The organism is Buttiauxella gaviniae ATCC 51604 (genome assembly GCF_001654835.1).
Lineage (GTDB): Bacteria > Pseudomonadota > Gammaproteobacteria > Enterobacterales > Enterobacteriaceae > Buttiauxella > Buttiauxella gaviniae.
In genome coordinates, this window is the sequence record NZ_LXEP01000031.1 from 256,216 (window position 1) to 276,686 (window position 20,471).

The window sequence follows — 20,471 nt, forward strand, 5'->3', positions numbered from 1 at the left end:
TCCTGCTTTCGCAGTGTTCGTTATAAAAGGCGCCTTAGGGCGCCTTTTTTATGTCTGAACTCTCAACAATCCTTCACTTTTAATCCAATTCTTTGCCAGTTGGTGTACCCTTTTGCGCTCAAACAGGAGAGAGAAACAATGGACTTACGATTATTACGCTATGGCCTGTTTGCCATAGTTTTGGGTGCTTTGGCAGGCTGCGATAACCCAGCAGCAAAAGGTAATACTGGCATGGTGCTGGAAGGCAAAACCATGGGGACATACTGGCGTGCAAGTCTCGCGGGTGTGGATAATGCAAGACAGACTGAGCTGCGGGAAAAAATTCAGACACAGCTAGATGGTGACGATCGCCTCTTGTCGACCTACAAAAAAGATTCTGCCTTATCGCGCTTTAACCAGTCCTCTTCGACGGAACCTTACCCCGTTGCTGAAGCAATGAGCGATATTGTGACTATGGCTTTGCGCATTGGCGCGAAGACCGATGGCGCGATGGATATCACCGTCGGTCCGTTGGTGAATCTGTGGGGATTTGGCCCAGATAAACAACCGATAAAAACGCCTAATCAGGCACAGATTGATGCTGCGAAAGCGCTGACCGGTTTGCATCATCTCACGGTGATAAACCAGGCCGGGAAACAGTGGTTACAGAAAGATCTTGTGGGTTTGTATGTTGATCTTTCCACGATGGGTGAGGGTTATGCTGCCGATCATCTGGCGCGTTTAATGGAACAAAATGGCATCAGCCGTTATTTAGTTTCCGTTGGTGGGGCGGTGGTCACGCGTGGCACGAATGCCGATGGCAAAGCCTGGCGCGTCGCCATTCAGAAACCGACCGATCGCGAAAACGCGGTGCAGGCGGTGGTTGATCTCAACGGGCACGGGATAAGCACCTCCGGCAGCTATCGCAATTATTATGAACTTGATGGCAAGCGTTTGTCCCATGTGATTGACCCACAAACAGGCCAACCGATTCAGCATAAATTAGTTTCCGCGACGGTGATTTCACCAACGGCGATGGAAGCCGACGGTTGGGATACTGGTTTGATGGTGCTTGGAACTGAAAAAGCCAAACAGGTGGCTGAAAAAGAGGGGCTGGCGGTTTATTTAATAACCAAAGAGGGCGATAGTTTCACCACCTGGATGTCTCCTCAGTTTAAAACCTTCTTACTTAGCGAGTAAAATTAGAAAGCAAGATTGCGGGTTTCCCAGCGTCCTCAAACTGTCAAAGTCATACCATGACAGCAAAATACAGGAGCCAGTCATGAATCATTTTTTTGATAAAGCCAACGATGAAAGCCGCTGGCAGGCTGTGGAAACCCGTGATAGTCGCGCTGATGGGCAGTTTGTCTTTGCGGTGAAAACTACCGGGATCTGCTGCCGTCCTTCTTGCAGCGCGCGTCATCCGTTACGTAAAAATGTGCTGTTCTTTGAAAGCGTTGACGCCGCCGTTGATGCCGGTTTTCGCCCGTGCAAACGCTGCCAGCCGGACAAACAAGCGCCTGAGCAACAACGTATTGACCGCATCACGCAGGCCTGCCGAATCCTTGAAGCCAGCAACGATTCAATCGTTCTTGCCGACTTAGCTTCGCAAGTAGCAATGAGCCCGTTCCATTTTCATCGTCTGTTTAAACAAGTCACCGGGCTAACGCCTCACGCGTGGCAAAAGGCGTTGCGGGCAAAACGGTTACGTGCGCAGTTGGCCCAGGGTGAGCCAGTCACACGGGCTGTTTTAGACGCTGGTTTTCAGTCAGGAAGCAACTATTACCAGCAGGCGGATAAAGTCTTAGGGATGACGGCGAAACAATACCGCCATGGAGGTGACCGCACCGTGATTCAATTTGTGGTGGGGTCATGTCGTTTGGGGGCGTTTCTGGTCGCGCAGAGCGAGCGAGGTATTTGCGCCATACTGTTAGGTAACGAGGCCAAAACGCTGATTGCCGAACTGGAAACGCTGTTCCCGCACTCTGCATTAATGGCAGGCGACGAACTCTTTGCGCAAAATGTCGCGCAGGTGGTGAGTTTACTAGAGCGCCCAGGCCAGCAGTTTGATTTGCCATTGGATATTCAGGGCACCGCATTTCAGCAACAAGTTTGGCAGGCGTTGCGTGACATCCCTGCTGGGCAGACTGCGAGCTATCGCGACATTGCCGAACGCATCGGCAAGCCGCAGGCAGTACGTGCAGTGGCCGGAGCATGCGCCGCAAACAAACTGGCGGTCATTATTCCATGCCACCGTGTTGTGCGTAATGACGGTGCGATTTCTGGCTACCGTTGGGGCGTTGAGCGTAAACGCCAACTTCTTAAGATCGAAGCCGAACAGCAGGGGAGTGAGTGATGCTCGATTTATTTGCCGATGAAGCACCGTGGCTAGAGCCGTTGGCTGATGGCGCGGTTATTTTGCGCCGCTTTGCCTGCGCGGATGCACGGCTGCTTATCGCGCAAATTGAGGAAGTTGCTGCATTTTCCCCCTTTCGCCAGATGGTCACGCCAGGCGGGTACACGATGTCGGTGGCGATGACCAACTGCGGCGAAGTCGGCTGGACGACTAACGCTCACGGCTACCTCTATTCCCCGATTGACCCGCTGACGTCACAACACTGGCCCGCGATACCGACCGTTTTTCGCCAGTTGTCCGATGCCGCATCAAAGGCTGCGGGGTATCCTGATTTTAATCCTGATGCCTGCCTGGTTAACCGCTACGCACCGGGCGCTAAACTTTCGCTGCATCAGGATAAAGATGAGCTAAATCTGCAACAGCCAATTGTTTCGGTGTCGCTTGGGTTACCCGCCGTGTTTCAGTTTGGTGGGCTTAAGCGCAATGACCCGCTGAAAAGAGTGATGCTCGAACACGGTGATGTCGTGGTTTGGGGCGGGTCATCAAGGCTGTTTTATCATGGTATTTTACCGCTTAAACCGGGCCATCATCCTGCTACTGACGAGTTTCGCTACAATCTCACTTTCCGCCGCACCCGGTAACACGAATATAAATAAGAATTATTCTTGCTGTACAGTAATTGCCGTTTAAACTGCTCGCTGTTTTCGATTTTGGGTAGTGAGTGATGGAACTTTTACGTGTGGTTTACCGGCAGTATCGCTGGCCTTTCTTGACAGTAATGGCATTAAGCCTGCTCAGCGCGGCGTTAGGTATCGGCTTAATTGCCTTTATTAATTTGCGGCTGATTGAAACGCCCGATCTCTCTCTTTCGGTGCTACCCGAATTTCTTGGCTTATTACTGCTATTAATGGCAGTCACATTAGGCTCGCAGCTGGCGTTGACCACACTCGGCCATCATTTTGTGTTCCGCCTGCGTAGTGAATTTATTAAACGCCTGATGGACACGCACGTGGAACGGGTTGAACAACTCGGCAATGCGGCACTGCTGGCGGGTTTAACCAGTGATGTGCGCAATATTACCATTGCCTTTGTGCGCCTGCCGGAACTAGTGCAGGGCATTATTTTGACCTTTGGTTCAGCGGCATATCTGGCCTGGCTGTCACCAAAAATGCTGGGTGTCACGGCGATTTGGGTCGCTGTAACCATCTATGGCGGCTATGTGTTGGTGGCGCGAGTTTACAAGCACCTTGCGCAACTGCGCGAAATTGAAGACCAGCTTTACAACGATTACCAGACCGTGATTGAAGGGCGCAAAGAACTGGCTTTAAACCGCGAACGTGCTGAACGCGTCTATGAAGACACTTATATTCCTCATGCTAACGATTATCGCAGCCATATTATTCGCGCGGATACCTACCATCTGAGTGCGGTGAACTGGTCGAATATTATGATGCTCGGCGTGATTGGCCTGGTGTTCTGGATGGCAAACAGCCTCGGTTGGTCTGATACCAATGTTGCCGCCACGTTTTCTCTGACACTTCTGTTCTTACGCACGCCGATGTTGTCGGCGATTGGCGCATTACCGACGTTACTTACCGCTCAGGTGGCATTCAACAAACTGAACAAATTCCATCTTGCACCTTACGATGCCGCATTCCCACGAAGCCTTGAACCTGCCCACTGGCAAACCCTCGAAATGCGCGATGTGGTGTTCCAGTACGGTGACAACAGCTTCTCCGTTGGGCCGCTGAATCTCAAAATTGAACGTGGCGAATTGTTGTTCCTCATTGGCGGCAACGGTAGCGGAAAATCGACCATGGCGATGCTGCTGACCGGGCTTTATCAGCCAGTATCTGGCGCTATTTATCTGGACGGTAAAAAGATTGATGCCGGTAATCAGGACGATTATCGCAAGCTGTTTTCTGCGGTGTTCACCGATGTCTGGTTGTTTGACCGCCTGCTCGGGCCGCAGGGTGAACAGGCTAACCCAGAGTTGGTTACGCAATGGATTGAGCGCCTGAAAATGAGCGACAAGCTCGAGCTGGAAAACGGCACTATTCTCAATTTGAAACTGTCGAAAGGGCAGAAAAAACGCGTGGCCTTACTGCTGGCGTTAGCGGAAGAGCGCGACATTATTTTGTTAGATGAATGGGCCGCCGACCAGGACCCGCATTTCCGTCGCGAGTTCTACCAGACGCTATTGCCGCTAATGCAGCAAATGGGCAAAACCATTTTTGCCATCAGTCATGACGATCACTATTTTGTTCATGCGGATCGGTTACTGGAAATGCGCCACGGGCAACTCGGTGAGTTAACCGGCCACGAGCGAGAGCATGCTTCGCGCGATGCCGTCGCGCGAACGGTCAACTGATCAATAAAACCAGCCTTAATCGGCTGGTTTTTTGTTTTATGGGCTTGAAAGGACTATAACTTAGCTCGTCGTTCTCAGGGAATATTGCCAGATGTCTGTCACTCCAAAGTACAGCACTAAACAACGTGCGCAAGACCGAGCCCGCATCCTCCAAATTCTATTAACCAATAAAGCCGTTGCCACAGGCATTCTGGGCAGGTTGCCGCAACCTGATGCCCACACTCCCGAACAGGATATTTCAGAGGTAGCCACGCTTGTGGCAAGACTGCCCGCGGCCGATCTTGCTGACGTCCTGGAAGCCTTACCGACGGAAGAACGCCATGCGTTATGGCGACTGCTCAAAGATGATCAGCGCGGCAAGATATTAATTGAAGCCTCGGAAACTGTTTGGGATGACCTGATTGAAGGGATGAGCGATAAAGCGCTGCTCAATATCATTCGCCCATTGGATATCGACGACCAAATTTACCTTGCGCAATATCTGCCTCGCGACTTGATGGGGCGTTTGCTGGCGACCATGCCACAGGAACAACGCGTCCGTGTCAGGCAAGTGTTGCACTACGAAAAGCACAGTGTTGGCGCGATTATGGATTTCGAAGTGATCACCGTACGGGCGGATGTAACGCTTGCGGTGGTACAACGATTCCTGCGTTTACGCGGCAAAGTGCCGCAAAACACGGATAAAGTTTTTGTCACCACGCGGGATAAAACGCTGCTTGGGGAGCTGGGGTTAACCACCATCTTACTGCATGCTCCGCAGACGCTGGTCATGAACGTGATGGACGACAACCCAACCTGCTTTGCTCCCGAAGACAATGACGAAGTTGCGGCGCGTACCTTTGAACGTGATGACTTAGTCAGTGCGGCGGTCATCGACAGCAGCGGCAAACTGATTGGTCGCCTGACGATTGATGAGATCGTTGATGTGGTTTACGAAGAAACCGACAATGATTTGCGCCGTATGGGTGGCTTAAGCGCAGAAGAAGATGTGTTTGCCCCGGTGAGTAAAGCGGTTAAAGCGCGCTGGGCGTGGCTGGCAATAAATTTGTGTACCGCGTTTGTCGCCTCACGCGTTATCGGCTTGTTTGAACACACCATTTCCCAACTGGTGGCACTGGCTTCTCTGATGCCGATTGTTGCAGGTATCGGCGGTAATACCGGTAACCAGACTATCACCATGATTGTGCGGGCGCTGGCGCTGCAACATATCCAGCCGGGGAACTTCTCCTTTTTAGTGTTACGTGAACTGGGCGTTGCCTTGTTTAACGGGATTATCTGGGGCGGTGTAATGGGATGTGTGACCTGGCTGCTCTACGACGATATGGCGTTGGGCGGTGTGATGACGCTTGCGATGGTACTCAATCTGCTGGTGGCATCGCTAATGGGCGTGCTGATCCCGATGATCATGATGCGTCTGGGCAAAGACCCGGCTGTCGGTTCAAGCGTGCTGATTACCGCTATCACCGACACCGGTGGTTTCTTTATATTCCTGGGGCTGGCGACAATATTTTTATTGTAGCCACAGCCACTTGAACTTCTCCTGTGGGTAAACTTTCCGCCCATCTTGCCGATAAGATCTGTAAATTCCGCCTTAGCATCGTTATATTATGCGCTACATAACGAAACCAAGTGGAGTAACAAATGGCTAAGCAATGGGTACGTCTGGCATTAGGTGCCGCGTTGAGCGTCACAATGGCAGGGCAGGCATTTGCCGATAACAGCAAAATTACCGTTTTCGCCGCGGCATCCTTAACCAATGCGATGCAGGATATTGCTACGCAATATCAGAAAGGTAAGACTGTTGAAATCGCATCTTCTTTCGCCTCATCTTCAACGCTTGCGCGCCAGATTGAAGCGGGTGCTCCTGCTGATTTATTCATTTCTGCTGACCAGAAATGGATGGATTACGCAGTAAGCAAAGATGCTATCAAAACTGACACCCGCGAAACGCTGCTCGGCAACAGCCTTGTGGTCGTTGCACCGAAAGCCAGTAAAATTGGTGATGTAGCCATTAACGCGAAAACCGATTGGGCTTCATTACTGAAAGGTGGCCGTCTTGCTGTAGGCGATCCTGACCATGTTCCTGCTGGCATTTACGCTAAAGAAGCGCTGCAAAAATTAGGTGCGTGGGATACCCTATCGCCAAAATTAGCTCCGGCAGAAGATGTTCGTGGCGCACTGGCTCTGGTTGAGCGTGATGAAGCACCACTTGGTATCGTTTACGGTTCCGATGCGGTTGCCAGCAAAGGCGTGAAAGTTGTGGGCACTTTCCCGGAAGACTCCCACAAGAAAGTTGAATACCCAATTGCCATTGTAAAAGGCCACGACAACCCAACCGTTAGCGCTTTTTACACCTATCTGAAAGGACCGGAAGCGGCGGCTATCTTCCAACGTTACGGATTTACGACTATCAAATGATATTGACCGATCCCGAATGGCAGGCGGTACTGCTGAGCCTGAAAGTCTCCACCCTTGCGGTGCTATTTAGTCTTCCTTTTGGGATCTTCTTTGCCTGGGTGCTGGTGCGTTGCCGGTTCCCGGGTAAAGCTTTACTCGACAGTATTATCCATCTCCCATTAGTTCTCCCCCCTGTAGTCGTTGGTTATTTATTGCTGATTGCGATGGGTAGACGTGGCGTGATTGGCGCCTGGATTTACGATGTTTTCGGTATCACCTTCGCGTTTAGTTGGCGCGGTGCGGTGCTTGCCGCAGCGGTGATGTCCTTCCCGCTGATGGTGCGAGCGATTCGCCTTGCGCTTGAAGGTGTAGATATGAAACTCGAACAGGCTGCTCGCACATTAGGTGCCGGGCGCTGGCGAGTGTTCTGCACCATTACGCTCCCTCTGACGTTACCCGGCATTATTGCCGGAACTGTGCTGGCATTTGCGCGTTCACTCGGTGAATTCGGTGCCACTATTACTTTCGTTTCCAATATTCCGGGTGAAACCCGTACCATTCCTTCGGCGATGTACACCCTGATTCAAACCCCTGGCGGCGAAAATGCGGCTGCACGACTGTGCGTGATTTCCATCGTGCTGGCGCTGGTTTCTTTGCTGGTGGCCGAATGGTTAGCGCGCCAGAGCCGTAAACGGATAGGGGCACTTTAATGCTGGAGCTGAATTTTGTTCAGACGCTGGGCGACCATCGTCTGGCGATTAACGAAACCTTGCCGGGACAGGGGATTACTGCGGTATTTGGCGTTTCAGGCGCGGGGAAAACCTCACTGATTAACGCCATTAGCGGCCTGACTCGCCCGCAAGAGGGGCGAATCGTTCTTAATGACCGCGTGTTAAGTGATGCCGAAAACAAGCGTTTCCTGGCTCCTGAAAAACGTCGCATTGGCTATGTTTTTCAGGATGCGCGTTTGTTCCCGCACTACCGTGTGCGCGGCAATTTGAAATACGGTATGCACCGATCCGCCGCCGGGCAGTTTGATAAATTAGTCGCTTTACTGGGTATTGAACCTTTACTGGAGCGCTTTCCGTGGAGTTTGTCTGGTGGCGAGAAACAGCGTGTAGCGATTGGCCGCGCTCTGTTGACATCACCAGAGTTGCTGCTGCTGGATGAACCGCTCGCCTCGTTGGACATCCCGCGTAAGCGCGAGTTGCTGCCGTATCTGCAACGCCTGGCGCGTGAAATTAACATTCCGATGCTATATGTCAGCCACTCGCTGGAAGAGATCCTTCATCTGGCGGATAAAGTACTGGTGCTCGACGGCGGTGAAGTGAAAGCGTTTGGCAATCTGGAGGAGGTATGGGGTAGCAGTGTTATGCACCCATGGTTGCCAAAAGAGCAGCAAAGTAGCGTGCTGAAAGTGACAGTGTTGGAACATCATCCGCATTACGCGATGACCGCGTTGGCGCTGGGCGACCAGCATTTATGGGTGAATAAACTGGAAAGCCCATTGCAGGCAACATTGCGCATTCGCATTCAGGCGTCAGATGTTTCATTGATTCTCCAGCCGCCGGTCAACAGCAGTATTCGTAACGTGCTGCGTGCCAGGGTTGCACAGTGCTACGACGATGAGGGGCAGGTTGAAGTGCAGTTGGAAGTGGGTTCAAGAACACTTTGGGCGCGTATTAGCCCGTGGGCGCGGGATGAGTTAATGATTAAGCCAGGCCAGTGGTTGTACGCGCAAATTAAGAGTGTTTCGATAACCGCGTGATTTTGTCGAATGACGAGACTGTTTTGTAGGGTGGATAAGCGAAAGGGTCATCCACCCTTTTCATAAAACTAAATCAAATGCTTATAAATCGTCTCGGCAATGCCTGTTTCCAGGTTAGTACCAATCACCAAATCCGCGCGTGCTTTAATCGCGTCATCAGCGTTACCCATCGCCACACCCAAACCTGCGCTTTCCAGCATGCTCAGGTCGTTAAAGTTGTCACCAAAAGCCATCACCTGACTCATAGATAAACCTTGTGATTCAACCCATTTCGCCAGGCGATTGCCTTTACTGTTACCGTTTTGCGCCACATCGACTTGATCGTGCCATGACCATTCGCACGTCAGTCCAAGCTGCTGCTCAACGACCTGGGTAAAGTTTTGCAGTTTCACCGTATCTTCATCGGTAAGAGCAAATTTCCAGATTGCGTCAACTTCATAAGCCGCTTCGCGCAGTGAATTCACATGGCGGAACACAGGACGTTGCGATTCAGGTAAAGATTTTGCCCAGTTTTCGGCACGCAAAACGTGGCCGGTTGGCTCTTGATACAGCATGGCATCATCAACATACATCAGCCCATGAACGTTGTGGGTATCCAGTAAGTCAATCAACTGATTGGCCTGCTGCGGTTGTAATGGATCGGACTCAAGAACCTTTTTCGCATGATAATCATACAAATAAGTGCCATTACAGCAAATTGCAGGTGTATCCAGGGTCAGTGCCTGATAAAAAGGATGGATGGCAACGTGATGACGGCCCGTCACGATGACAACTTTCACGCCAGCGTCACGTGCGCGTTGTAAAGCTGTCAGTGATTCAGGAAGAATGGTTTTTTGCGGTGTCAGCAATGTGCCGTCAAGATCAAGGGCGATTACACGATAAGACATTTAGGGTTCCAGTCAAATTCAGAATCATAAGGCTTGTGTCGATGTTACACCGCTTGCCGCGTTGTTCAAAATGGCAACACGCACTACCCTTGTGACTATTACTCAAGACGTTGGGAGGAGAGAGATTTCATGAAACAAACAGTCTATACCGCCAGCCCGGAAAGCCAGCAAATTCACGTCTGGCAGCTTAACCCAGGTGGTGAGCTTACGCTTGTGCAGGTCGTTGATGTCCCAGGCCAGGTTCAGCCAATGGTTATTAGCCCTGACAAACGTTACCTGTACGTGGGTGTGCGCCCTGAGTTTCGCGTTATCGCCTATCGTATTACACCAGATGACGGCTCGCTCACCGAGGCGGGTGTCACTGCCATTCCAGGCAGCCCAACGCATATTTCTACCGACCACCAGGGCCGCTACCTGTTCAGCGCTTCTTATAATTCAGGCAGCGTGAGCGTTGTTAGTCTTGCCAATGATGGCCTGCCAGGTGAAGTTGTTGATGTAATGGAAGGGCTGGAAGGTTGCCACTCAGCCAATATCACCCCTGATAACCGCACACTTTGGGTTCCGGCACTGAAACAAGATCGCATTTGCCAGTTTACCTTGTCTGACGATGGCCATCTGGTGGCGCAGACCCCGGCAGAAGTCACCACCGTGGAAGGGGCTGGTCCGCGCCATATGGCGTTCCATCCAAATCAAAAATATGCTTATTGCGTCAATGAGCTCAATGGTTCTGTTGATGTCTGGGAACTGAAAAACGCTAACGGTAAAATTGAATGCGTGCAGACGTTGGACATGATGCCTCCGGGCTTCTCAGATACGCGCTGGGGCGCAGATATCCACATTACACCAGATGGTCGCCATCTCTACACTTGTGACCGTACTGCCAGCATCATCACGGTATTTAGCGTGTCAGAAGATGGTAGCGTTCTTGCGGTGGAAGGCTATCAGCCGACTGAAACGCAACCACGTGGCTTCAATGTAGATCACAGTGGTAAATATCTGATTGCAGCAGGCCAGAAATCGCATCACATCGCGGTTTATCAAATTACCGGTGAACAAGGTTTACTGGAAGAGAAAGGCCGTTATGCAGTAGGGCAAGGGCCGATGTGGGTTGTGGTAAACGCAGTATAAATTTTTAATTATGCTGATAAAAAAAACCTCGCGATTGCGAGGTTTTTTATTTTGTGCACAGCGCTGATTTTACTCGGCAACCACCGAGCTACCTACGCCACGGTTGTTGAACTCCCATAGACGGTTAGCATTCGCATCATTCAAATCGCGTTGGATTTCGCCTTTCTCGCCTTTAGTACCGATATTGCCAGCGAATGGACGCTTAGAACCAGCGGCATCGCCCCAAGGTTTTGCACTGTTAAAACCTTCATTAATCACGCTGTCACGGATAACAACCTGACCGTTAGAGGTCTGGCCTGCGGTATAACCATTTTCACTTGCTTCAACATCCCAGGCGCGGCCCAGTTGTGCGACGTTATCGCCTGCTGCAGTGAAGCGGCTATTGATCGCCAGGAAACCGTAATAAATATTCGGCAGTGTAGCTGGCGCAAACACGGTCCCTTCTTTTGTACGGCTGTTAACCAGACGGAAGTCGGTATTTTCGAACACCACAGCACCACGACCTGCAACCACATCCACATCACCTTCAATGTAGCTGTTAGTCACTAATGTGCGTGTCTGGCGGTCATTTAACAGGCGGTTTTGCACATCGCTGTTAGTGACGAAGAAGGTATTCTGGCGGCCCAACAGGTGAACATTGTTCAACTGTACTTTATCGCCATCAGTACGCAGTGCTACAGCCTGATGATTACCGGCATCTACGCTGTCACCCAGAGTGTTAGCGATAGTCAGGTTTTGCATCTGCAAGCCGCTGTTCTGAGACCAGACAGCAGCAGAACACATAATACCTACGGTGGCATTACGCTTGTTCTGGCAGCTATCAAACATGTACCAGGCAGGTTTACCCGGCATATATTTACCACCTGGGTTAACTGCACGACGCCAGGTATTCGCATCGATTTCAGAATCCAGTGGCATAGTGATTTTCACATCACTTGCATTATCGGTGGTGCCGTACAGCGTTACGCTGCCAGAAGCGGCCGGAATATAAACTGTGCCAACATACTCACCTGGCTGAATAGCGATGTATTGACGGGTGTTGCTATGTTTCATGATGGCTGCATCAACGGCAGCCTGGACAGATGTATGGGTCACACCTTCGCCACCGGCTGCACCAACAACAAAGTCAGGCTGCTGCGGAATACGAATGGATGACGGAGTCCAGGGGGTTTCATTTTTATTTTTAGATGAGAAGTAACGTGCCTGAACAAAGTTCTGGGCTTCATCGGACGATAAAACTGGACGAGATTGGGTGCCTGGTGCCACTTGCGTGGACGGTTTATCTTCTGGCGGTGTAGAGCTACAAGCCGATAGCGCCACAGCAAAAGCGAGCACAGCTGCCCGACGAGAAACAGAGAAGGTGTTCAAGGGTTGCTCCTTGCAGTGCAAATTTAAAAGGGGATCTTAAAGCCTGCTTTTTTATACTAAGTTGGGGGAAACTGGAAGCCGATTGTGCAAATCGGCTTCATATACCCGTCATTCTTCGAGTTGCAGGGTTGTTGGCTACGCTCAATGGCCCGAATCACTTACTCAAGTAAGCTCATCGGGACTCTTTCTCTTGCCGTCTACCTGCAACTCGAATTATTTGGGTATAAAAAGATAGGGTTAATTAAACTTCGCGGTGATTGAAGCGCTGCCTAATGAATGGAAATGGACGTTGTAGCCCACCATTGCCCCGGATGCATTTTCCGTCACCTCTAGCTTTTCAACATCAAGCGCGTGAACTGTGAAAATATAGCGGTGTACTTCACCCTTCGGTGGTGCTGCACCACCATAACCCGGTTTACCAAAGTCGGTGAGTGTCTCCACAGCAGGTTCTGGCAGTTCAGACAGGCCTGAACCTGCACCTTGCGGCAGAACGCGTGTATCGGCTGGCAAATTGATTACCACCCAATGCCACCAACCTGAACCAGTTGGTGCGTCAGGATCGTAGCAGGTCACGACAAAGCTTTTGGTTCCCGTAGGAACATCATCCCACGCTAAGTGAGGCGAAATATTATTGCCATCGTAACCCATTCCATTAAGTACCTGACGCCATGGGAGTTTATCCCCATCGTTGAAATCCTGACTGACCAGTTTCATCTCAACTCCTCGCGTTTAGATATTCAGTAACTTCAGCAACTCTTCGGCCGCAATCGCAGAAGATGCCGGGTTTTGCCCGGTAACTAAGTGCCCGTCGACTACAGCATACTCGCCCCAGTCATCGGTGCGCTCATATAAGCCACCTGCTTTCTTCAGTTCATCTTCTACCAGGAAGGGCACCACTGAGGTTAAACCTACACCTTCTTCTTCGCTATTGGTAAAGCCGGTGACCCGTTTGCCTTTGACCAACGGTGAGCCGTCGGGTTTTGTTACTTTGCGCAAAACCCCAGGGGCATGGCACACCGCAGCAACGGGTTTGCCAGCGGCCCAAAATTGCTCAATCAGTTTGATGGAATGGCCATCTTCTGCGAGATCCCACAACGGGCCGTGGCCGCCAGGATAAAACACCGCGTCAAAATCATCTGCATGGATGTTTTCAAGCTTTTCGGTGTTGGCTAACAGTTTTTGTGCGGCGGTGTCGCTGCGAAAACGGCGCGTGTCGTCGGTTTGCGCATCCGGTTCATCGCTTTTGGGATCAAGCGGCGGTTGCCCACCTTTTGGTGAAGCAAGGGTGATTTTCAACCCGGCATCGTGAAAGACATAATACGGCGCGGCAAACTCCTCAAGCCAAAAGCCTGTGGGTTTACCGGTGTTGCCGAGCTGATTGTGCGAGGTTAAAACCATGAGGATTTTCATCTGAATCTCCCTGTTTGGGACGTGAAAAGATCCTCGAAGTGTAGTGCATACCCGTAAGGCTTGCTGGCTCTCAGCTTCTGAAAAATGCCGGATTTTGTACCGCAAGCGTTACGGCTTGGATCAATTTATCCAGTTGCTCAGGGTTGATAACGTACGGCGGCATCAGGTAAATCAGCCTGCCGAACGGGCGAATCCAGACACCTTGTTCAACAAAGAATGCCTGAAGGGCCGCCATATCTACCGGATGAAGAGTTTCTACCACGCCAATGGCGCCAAGCACGCGAACATCTGCCACCAGTTCACAGTCGCGTAAAGGTTTCAGCCCTTCCAGCAACTGCTCTTCAAGCGCTTTGACCTGCTGCTGCCAGTGGCCATCTTCGAGTAACGCAAGGCTTTCGGTCGCAACAGCACAGGCCAGTGGGTTGCCCATAAACGTTGGGCCATGCATAAAGCATCCGGCCTCACCGTCGCTAATGGTTTCTGCGACCAGGCGGGTAGTGATAGTTGCAGAAAGTGTCATTGTGCCGCCCGTCAGCGCTTTGCCGAGGCACATAATATCCGGTGAAATTCCCGCGTGTTCACAGGCAAACAGCTTGCCTGTACGGCCAAAGCCGGTCGCAATCTCATCGGCAATCAGCAAAATGCCTTCGCGATCGCACATGCGGCGAATACGCTTTAGCCATTCCGGGTGATAGAACCGCATACCGCCAGCCCCCTGAACAATAGGCTCAAGGATCACTGCTGCAATTTCCTGGCGATGAGCGGCCATTAAACGTGCAAATGGCACGATGTCCATCTCATCCCATTCATCGTCAAAACGGCAATTTGGCGCGGGAGCAAACAGGTGCTCAGGCAGGTAACCTTGCCAAAGGCTGTGCATCGAATTATCCGGATCGCACACCGACATGGCACCAAAAGTATCGCCGTGATAACCGTTGCGGAAAGTGAGGAAACGCTGACGAGGTTCGCCTTTGGCGTGCCAGTACTGCAATGCCATCTTCATTGCGACTTCTACGGCGACAGAACCGGAGTCTGCAAGAAATACGCATTCGAGGTTTTCCGGCGTCATGGCGATCAGTTTACGACACAGTGCCACTGCGGGTGGGTGCGTGATCCCGCCAAACATGACGTGCGACATCTGGTCAATCTGGTCTTTCATTGCCTGATTTAAGCGCGGGTGATTGTAGCCATGAATTGCCGCCCACCAGGACGACATCCCGTCAACAAGGGCTTTACCATCAGCAAGTTGTAGTTCGCAGCCTGTTGCCGCCACAACCGGATAAACCGGTAACGGTTTAGTCATGGAGGTGTAAGGGTGCCAGATATGTTGTTGGTCGAACGCTAAATCAGCAGGGGTCATAGGGTGACTTGTAAACCATTTGAAAAAGATTTAGGTTTACAAGTATAACGTCAATCAATGGCTAACAACACCCTTTTTGGAGACGCCCCATGGCTCACCACGCACGCTGGTCAATGTCGCAGGTCACTGCTTTATTTGAAAAACCTTTCCTCGAACTGATGTTTGAAGCACAAACGGTGCATCGTCAGCACTTCGATCCCCGCCACGTTCAGGTCAGTACGCTGCTGTCGATTAAAACTGGCGCATGCCCAGAAGACTGCAAATATTGCCCGCAAAGTGCGCGATACAAAACCGGGCTGGCTTCCGAGCGCTTGATGGAAGTTGAGCAAGTGTTGGACTCCGCACGTAAAGCGTTAAATGCGGGTTCTACTCGTTTCTGCATGGGCGCTGCCTGGAAAAACCCTAACGATCGCGATATGCCGTACCTTGAACAAATGGTGCAGGGCGTGCGCGAGATGGGGCTTGAAACCTGTATGACGCTCGGCACATTAACCGATACGCAGGCACATCGCCTGGCGGCAGCAGGGCTTGATTACTACAACCATAATCTCGACACCTCGCCAGAATTCTACGGCAATATCATCACTACGCGTACTTATCAGGAACGTCTTGATACGCTCGATAAAGTGCGTGATGCCGGGATTAAAGTCTGCTCGGGCGGAATTGTCGGTTTGGGTGAAACGGTAACCGATCGTGCCGGGTTGCTGCTGCAATTAGCCAATTTGCCAACGCCACCAGAAAGCGTGCCAATCAACATGCTGGTGAAAGTCAAAGGTACCCCGATGGCAGATAACGAGGACGTCGATGCATTTGATTTTATTCGCACTATTGCTGTCGCGCGTATCATGATGCCGACCTCTTTCGTACGGCTTTCTGCCGGGCGTGAACAGATGAGCGAGCAGACTCAAGCCATGTGCTTTATGGCTGGTGCAAACTCGATTTTCTATGGCTGCAAATTACTGACTACGCCAAACCCGGAAGAAGACAAAGACCTGCAATTGTTCCGCAAGCTTGGGCTTAATCCGCAGCAAACAACCACTCATGCAGGCGACAACGAGCAGCAACAACAACTAACCGATCAATTGCTCAACGCGGATACGGAGAATTACTACAACGCGGCGGCTGTATGACCTGGCAGCAACGCATTGATAGCGCGCTTGCCAGGCGGCGGGAAAACAACAGTTTTCGCACCAGGCAGGCCAACCAACAAGGTAGCGGGCGCTACCTTGTTCAAAACGATATCCGTTATCTAAATTTTTCCAGTAACGATTATCTGGGAATCAGTCACCATGCTGAAGTGGTTAATGCCTGGCAGCAGGGTGCTGAGATTTACGGTATTGGGAGTGGTGGTTCCGGGCATGTCACCGGGTATCACGAAGCCCATCAGCGATTTGAACAGCAGTTAGCTGACTGGCTGGGTTATCCGCGCGCATTACTGTTTATTTCAGGTTTCGCGGCTAACCAGGCGCTTATCGCGGCACTGACTGAAAAATCAGACCGGATTGTTGCCGATAAACTTAGCCATGCTTCACTTCTGGAAGCCGCAATGCACAGTCCAGCGCAGTTACGGCGTTTTGCCCATAACGATATCGCATCGTTGCAAACGCTGTTGGCCTCGCAAACTGACGGTCAACAACTGGTTATTACCGAAGGAATTTTCAGCATGGACGGAGATGCCGCTCCGTTGGCTGGAATTGCGCAGGCTACCCGGGAAGCACAGGGCTTGTTGATGGTTGACGATGCCCATGGTATTGGCGTGATAGGTGAGGAAGGGCGCGGTAGCTGCTACCAGCAACACGTCAAACCAGACTTGCTGGTCGTAACGTTCGGCAAGGCATTTGGTGCAAGTGGGGCCGCAGTTCTGTGTAGTGAATCGATGGCTGATTATCTGCTGCAATCCGCCCGGCATCTTATTTACAGCACCTCTATGCCACCTGCACAGGCGTGTGCGTTATCGGCAGCATTGAATGTTATCCGCCGTGAGGATTCCCTGCGTGCTCAATTACACGCCAATATTGCCCATTTCCGTGCGGGAGCCGCACAACTACCGCTGCAATTAATGGCCTCACAAACTGCCATCCAGCCATTGATCGTGGGGGAAAATCAGCCTGCGGTGAACCTTGCCACTACCTTACGCGAACGCGGATTCTGGCTAACAGCCATTCGTCCACCAACCGTGCCACCTGGTACGGCGCGGTTGCGTGTGACGCTTACTGCAAGCCACACCAGCGAAGACATCAACAAGCTTTTGGAGGCGCTGTATGACGCGACTCGTTGATAAAGCGGCTATTGCCGCAGCATTTGGCCGCGCGGCAAGCACCTACGACAGCCACGCCGAATTGCAACGCACCAGCGGAGACTTGCTGCTGGGAATGCTTGAAGGCCGTCAAATCAGCAACGTGTTGGATGCTGGATGCGGTACGGGTTGGTATAGCCGCGCCTGGCGTGAAAAAGGCTGCCATGTTACGGCGCTGGATCTCTCCCCCGCGATGCTGAACCATGCTGCACTTCAAGGTTCAGCTGATAACTATCTCGAAGGCGATATTGAAGCCATCAACCTTGCCGACCAGCAGGTGGATCTTGCATGGAGTAACCTCGCGGTGCAGTGGTGCAATGATTTGCGCAGTGGTTTAAGTGAGCTTTACCGTGTCACTCGCTCGGGCGGTTGCCTGGCATTTACTACGCTTGCGGCAAATTCACTTTGCGAACTGCATACCGCCTGGCAGGTGATAGATGAACGGTCTCATGCCAACCGATTTATGACATTTGAGCAGATTCAGGATGCGTGCGAAGGGTGGCGCTACAGTCTAGAAATTCATGAAATCAGCCAGTCTTACGATAGCGTATTGAGTGCCATGCAATCGCTAAAAGGTATTGGTGCGACACATCTTCATGATGGACGTAAAGCATCGCTGATGACCCGCCAACAATTACAAAAATTAAGTCTCGCCTGGCCACAGAAACAGGGTCAATTCCCTCTGACCTGGCAACTCGTTTGTGGAGTGATTGAACGTGATTAAAAAATGGTTTGTAACCGGAACGGATACGGAAGTGGGTAAAACTATTGCCAGCTGTGCTTTGCTTCAGGCCGCAGGAGATGCGGGTTACCGTACTGCAGGATATAAGCCGGTGGCCTCTGGTAGTGAAATGACTGCTCAGGGTATTCGTAACGGTGATGCGCTTGCCCTACAGCGCAACAGTAACGTCAAATTAAGCTATGCACAGGTCAACCCGTTTGCGTTTTTGGAGCCAACATCGCCGCATATTGTTAGTGCGGAAGCATTGCAGCCCATCGAATTTTCGCAGATGTCAGCAGGCCTTGAAGCGCTTGCTTCTCAGGTCGACTGGTTACAGGTTGAAGGGGCGGGAGGTTGGTTTACACCACTTTCAGCAACAACAACTTTTGCAGATTGGGCAATACAAGAGCAGTTGCCTGTAATTTTGGTCGTGGGGGTAAAACTCGGCTGTATCAACCATGCCATGTTAACTGCGCATGCAGTGCAAAATGCGGGTCTGCGCCTGGCGGGCTGGATTGCTAATGATGTTCAACCTACCGGGAAGCGCCATGCTGAGTATCTCGCAACGTTACGTGATGTTTTAAAAGCCCCCATGTTAGGTGAAATCCCGTTCTATCCGCATATAGACGATGAAACCTCGCTCGGTCGTCACCTGGATATCTCCCTTCTTTCACAGTAATTCGCAAATCCACAGCTCATTTTTGTAACGCCCGATAAATCTTGCGGGCGCTCTTCCAGATACCGCTAATTTTCAAATCTTCTCCTTGAAGAAAAATACCTCGCAGGTAAATTGTTTCTCAATTTAAAGTTGTCACATGACAACTTATTTGCGAATATGGACAGGAGGTTTTATGAAGCGGCGTATACACCCCAATAAGGACATTGAAGCAGCATTAAGTTATGCCGAATGTCAGGGCTGGCAAGTGCGGCCCGGTGGGGCACATTGTTGGGGGAAAATGTATTGTCCGTGGAACGACAAAGCCTGCCGCTGCGGTGAGTTTTGCATTAGCTGCATCTGGAGCACACCGCACAGTGCTTATAACCATGCAAGGCAGATACGTCGTGTCGTCGATAACTGTAGCCAGCAAGGCTCGCCACCTGCCATCAGACATTAATTTTCAAGGAGCAGAATATGTCAGAATTTAGCTTCACGTTGATTTTCACCCTGCCAGAAAATGGCCAGAATCCGGAACAATGGATTGAAGCTTTGGGTGCGCAAGGTTGCGATGACGCGCTGGTTGGTGTGGGTGTCACAGGGCGAATTGCACTGAATTTCATCCGCGAAGCATCGGATGCAAAACTAGCCGTTGTTTCAGCGATTCAGGATGTAAAACGCATTATTCCAGGTACTGCGTTGGTCGAAGTGATGCCAGATCTGGTTGGGTTAACAGATATTGCTGAGTTGCTGGGGTTTTCACGGCAGTATATTCGCAAAGTGATGGTAAGCCGCGAGGCTTTTCCGCAACCAGTACATGACGGTAAAACCGCTATCTGGCATTTGGAACCGGTGCTGCGTTGGATGCGTGAAACAGGAGTTTCAAAAGTACCTTTGCCACTGGTGGAGTTATCTGCTGTAACCCGGCAATGCAACTTACAACGGGAGCTCGCCAGTCTTGATAGAAATATGCAGAAGCAACTTGGTAAGTTGTGACGGCAGAACCTGAGAGGCTGTTCATGCCGTCGTTCGGCGCACCATCATGGATCTATCCAACTGGATACCAGCTTATCATCCAGAAGCGCGACATTTCCCTGAGCAACATTACGGCCCCGGTGTAGTAAGCAGAAACGGTCCGCCACACGGCGAATGAACGATAAGCGTTGCTCTACCAGCAATATTGTCAGGCCAAAATCACGGCTCAGACGGCGGATAATATTGCCCAGCTCATTGATAAAACGTTGGCCGCTGCCAAAAGTGGGTTCATCAAGAATCAGCAGTTTTGGTTCTGTCACTAGCGCTCTTGCCAATGCCAGTTGCTGCTGAAGATCGCTTGATAGCTCCCCACCGCGCATGTGCCTTAAGCTGTACAGTTCAGGGAACAGTTCATAGATCATGCCTGGAATGCTACGGGAACGCACGCGAGCAGCCAATAGCGCAATTTGCAGGTTTTCCTCAACGCTTAGTTGCGAGAATATTCGGCGGTCATGCGCGACATAACTCATTCCCAGTGCGACTCGGCCTTCTATAGGTTGGGTGAGAAGATCCTGTGGTGGATGGCCTGCTTCAAGCCAGGTCATACTGCCACTTTGTACTGGCAAGTAACCCGTAATACAGTTTACAAGCGTTGTTTTCCCCATCCCTGGTGCGCCAAGAACACAGGTGCACTCTCCAGGTGCCAGCTCAAGATCCAGATTCCACAGGATATGGCTTTCACCGTAAAACTGATTAACAGCACGCAGGCTCAACATCGACATTCTCCTTCTGGCAGGGTT

21 protein-coding genes are annotated in these 20,471 nt (G+C 51.2%); 15 read left to right on the top strand and 6 right to left on the bottom strand.

Annotation, left to right across the window (positions count from 1 at the left end):
* Positions 1–138: 138 nt before the first annotated feature.
* From apbE to modC, 8 genes are all read left to right on the top strand, one after another.
* The gene (gene apbE, locus M977_RS17010) at positions 139–1,179 is read left to right on the top strand and encodes an FAD:protein FMN transferase ApbE (protein ID WP_064517160.1); all 1,041 of its coding nucleotides are present in this window, start codon (positions 139–141) and stop codon (positions 1,177–1,179) included.
* Positions 1,180–1,261: 82 nt separating this feature from the next.
* On the top strand, positions 1,262–2,335 hold the full coding sequence (gene ada, locus M977_RS17015) for a bifunctional DNA-binding transcriptional regulator/O6-methylguanine-DNA methyltransferase Ada (protein WP_064517162.1): 1,074 nt from the start codon (positions 1,262–1,264) through the stop codon (positions 2,333–2,335).
* Positions 2,335–2,976, top strand: a complete 642-nt coding sequence (gene alkB, locus M977_RS17020) for a DNA oxidative demethylase AlkB (RefSeq protein WP_064517164.1) — start codon at positions 2,335–2,337, stop codon at positions 2,974–2,976. The genes ada and alkB overlap by 1 nt, the downstream gene beginning before the upstream one ends.
* 83 nt (positions 2,977–3,059) lie before the next feature.
* Positions 3,060–4,706, top strand: a complete 1,647-nt coding sequence (locus M977_RS17025; protein ID WP_064517165.1) for a multidrug ABC transporter permease/ATP-binding protein — start codon at positions 3,060–3,062, stop codon at positions 4,704–4,706.
* 91 nt (positions 4,707–4,797) lie between these two features.
* Positions 4,798–6,225: a magnesium transporter gene (gene mgtE, locus M977_RS17030; RefSeq protein WP_064517167.1), complete on the top strand. Its 1,428-nt coding sequence runs from the start codon at positions 4,798–4,800 to the stop codon at positions 6,223–6,225.
* 122 nt (positions 6,226–6,347) lie between these two features.
* Complete coding sequence (modA, locus tag M977_RS17035) at positions 6,348–7,124, top strand: molybdate ABC transporter substrate-binding protein (RefSeq protein WP_064517169.1); 777 nt, start codon at positions 6,348–6,350, stop codon at positions 7,122–7,124.
* Positions 7,121–7,813, top strand: a complete 693-nt coding sequence (gene modB / locus M977_RS17040) for a molybdate ABC transporter permease subunit (protein ID WP_064517172.1) — start codon at positions 7,121–7,123, stop codon at positions 7,811–7,813. The genes modA and modB overlap by 4 nt, the downstream gene beginning before the upstream one ends.
* On the top strand, positions 7,813–8,871 hold the full coding sequence (modC, locus tag M977_RS17045) for a molybdenum ABC transporter ATP-binding protein ModC (RefSeq protein WP_064517174.1): 1,059 nt from the start codon (positions 7,813–7,815) through the stop codon (positions 8,869–8,871). The genes modB and modC overlap by 1 nt, the downstream gene beginning before the upstream one ends.
* A 68-nt stretch (positions 8,872–8,939) precedes the next feature.
* On the opposite strand, the gene M977_RS17050 is transcribed toward modC, so the two are convergent.
* A complete protein-coding gene (locus tag M977_RS17050) occupies positions 8,940–9,758 on the bottom strand; it encodes a pyridoxal phosphatase (protein WP_064517176.1) in 819 nt (272 codons plus the stop codon).
* A 129-nt stretch (positions 9,759–9,887) separates the two neighbouring features.
* On the opposite strand from M977_RS17050, the gene pgl reads away from it, so the two are divergent.
* Positions 9,888–10,886 (top strand): 6-phosphogluconolactonase, encoded by a 999-nt coding sequence (gene pgl, locus M977_RS17055; protein ID WP_064517178.1) that lies wholly within the window; start codon positions 9,888–9,890, stop codon positions 10,884–10,886.
* Between the two features lie 69 nt (positions 10,887–10,955).
* Here pgl and M977_RS17060 read toward each other — a convergent pair whose 3' ends face one another.
* The 4 genes from M977_RS17060 to bioA form a co-directional block, all read right to left on the bottom strand.
* Entirely contained in the window at positions 10,956–12,254 is a 1,299-nt protein-coding gene (locus M977_RS17060) for a putative acyl-CoA thioester hydrolase (RefSeq protein ID WP_064517181.1), read from the bottom strand.
* A gap of 237 nt (positions 12,255–12,491) precedes the next feature.
* Positions 12,492–12,968: a kinase inhibitor gene (locus tag M977_RS17065; RefSeq protein WP_064517184.1), complete on the bottom strand. Its 477-nt coding sequence runs from the start codon at positions 12,966–12,968 to the stop codon at positions 12,492–12,494.
* Between the two features lie 15 nt (positions 12,969–12,983).
* Positions 12,984–13,664: a type 1 glutamine amidotransferase domain-containing protein gene (locus M977_RS17070; RefSeq protein WP_064517186.1), complete on the bottom strand. Its 681-nt coding sequence runs from the start codon at positions 13,662–13,664 to the stop codon at positions 12,984–12,986.
* A 70-nt stretch (positions 13,665–13,734) separates the two neighbouring features.
* Positions 13,735–15,024, bottom strand: a complete 1,290-nt coding sequence (gene bioA / locus M977_RS17075; RefSeq protein WP_064517188.1) for an adenosylmethionine--8-amino-7-oxononanoate transaminase — start codon at positions 15,022–15,024, stop codon at positions 13,735–13,737.
* A gap of 89 nt (positions 15,025–15,113) precedes the next feature.
* Between bioA and bioB the strand changes: the two genes are divergently transcribed.
* The 6 genes from bioB (at position 15,114) to M977_RS17100 (ending at position 19,692) form a co-directional block, all read left to right on the top strand.
* Positions 15,114–16,154 carry a biotin synthase BioB gene (gene bioB, locus M977_RS17080; protein ID WP_064517189.1) on the top strand — a complete coding sequence of 347 codons (1,041 nt, stop codon included), beginning with the start codon at positions 15,114–15,116 and terminating at the stop codon, positions 16,152–16,154.
* Positions 16,151–17,302, top strand: a complete 1,152-nt coding sequence (bioF, locus tag M977_RS17085) for an 8-amino-7-oxononanoate synthase (RefSeq protein ID WP_064517192.1) — start codon at positions 16,151–16,153, stop codon at positions 17,300–17,302. The genes bioB and bioF overlap by 4 nt, the downstream gene beginning before the upstream one ends.
* Positions 17,286–18,044, top strand: a complete 759-nt coding sequence (gene bioC, locus M977_RS17090; RefSeq protein ID WP_064517195.1) for a malonyl-ACP O-methyltransferase BioC — start codon at positions 17,286–17,288, stop codon at positions 18,042–18,044. Before bioF ends, bioC begins: the two co-directional genes overlap by 17 nt.
* Positions 18,037–18,720 (top strand): dethiobiotin synthase, encoded by a 684-nt coding sequence (gene bioD, locus M977_RS17095; protein WP_064517199.1) that lies wholly within the window; start codon positions 18,037–18,039, stop codon positions 18,718–18,720. Before bioC ends, bioD begins: the two co-directional genes overlap by 8 nt.
* Positions 18,721–18,892: 172 nt before the next feature.
* A complete protein-coding gene (locus M977_RS24505) occupies positions 18,893–19,156 on the top strand; it encodes a hypothetical protein (RefSeq protein WP_074392053.1) in 264 nt (87 codons plus the stop codon).
* A 17-nt stretch (positions 19,157–19,173) separates the two neighbouring features.
* Positions 19,174–19,692: a helix-turn-helix transcriptional regulator gene (locus M977_RS17100; RefSeq protein ID WP_064517201.1), complete on the top strand. Its 519-nt coding sequence runs from the start codon at positions 19,174–19,176 to the stop codon at positions 19,690–19,692.
* Between the two features lie 44 nt (positions 19,693–19,736).
* On the opposite strand, the gene M977_RS17105 is transcribed toward M977_RS17100, so the two are convergent.
* A complete protein-coding gene (locus M977_RS17105; protein WP_064517204.1) occupies positions 19,737–20,447 on the bottom strand; it encodes an ABC transporter ATP-binding protein in 711 nt (236 codons plus the stop codon).
* Positions 20,448–20,471 lie beyond the last annotated feature (24 nt).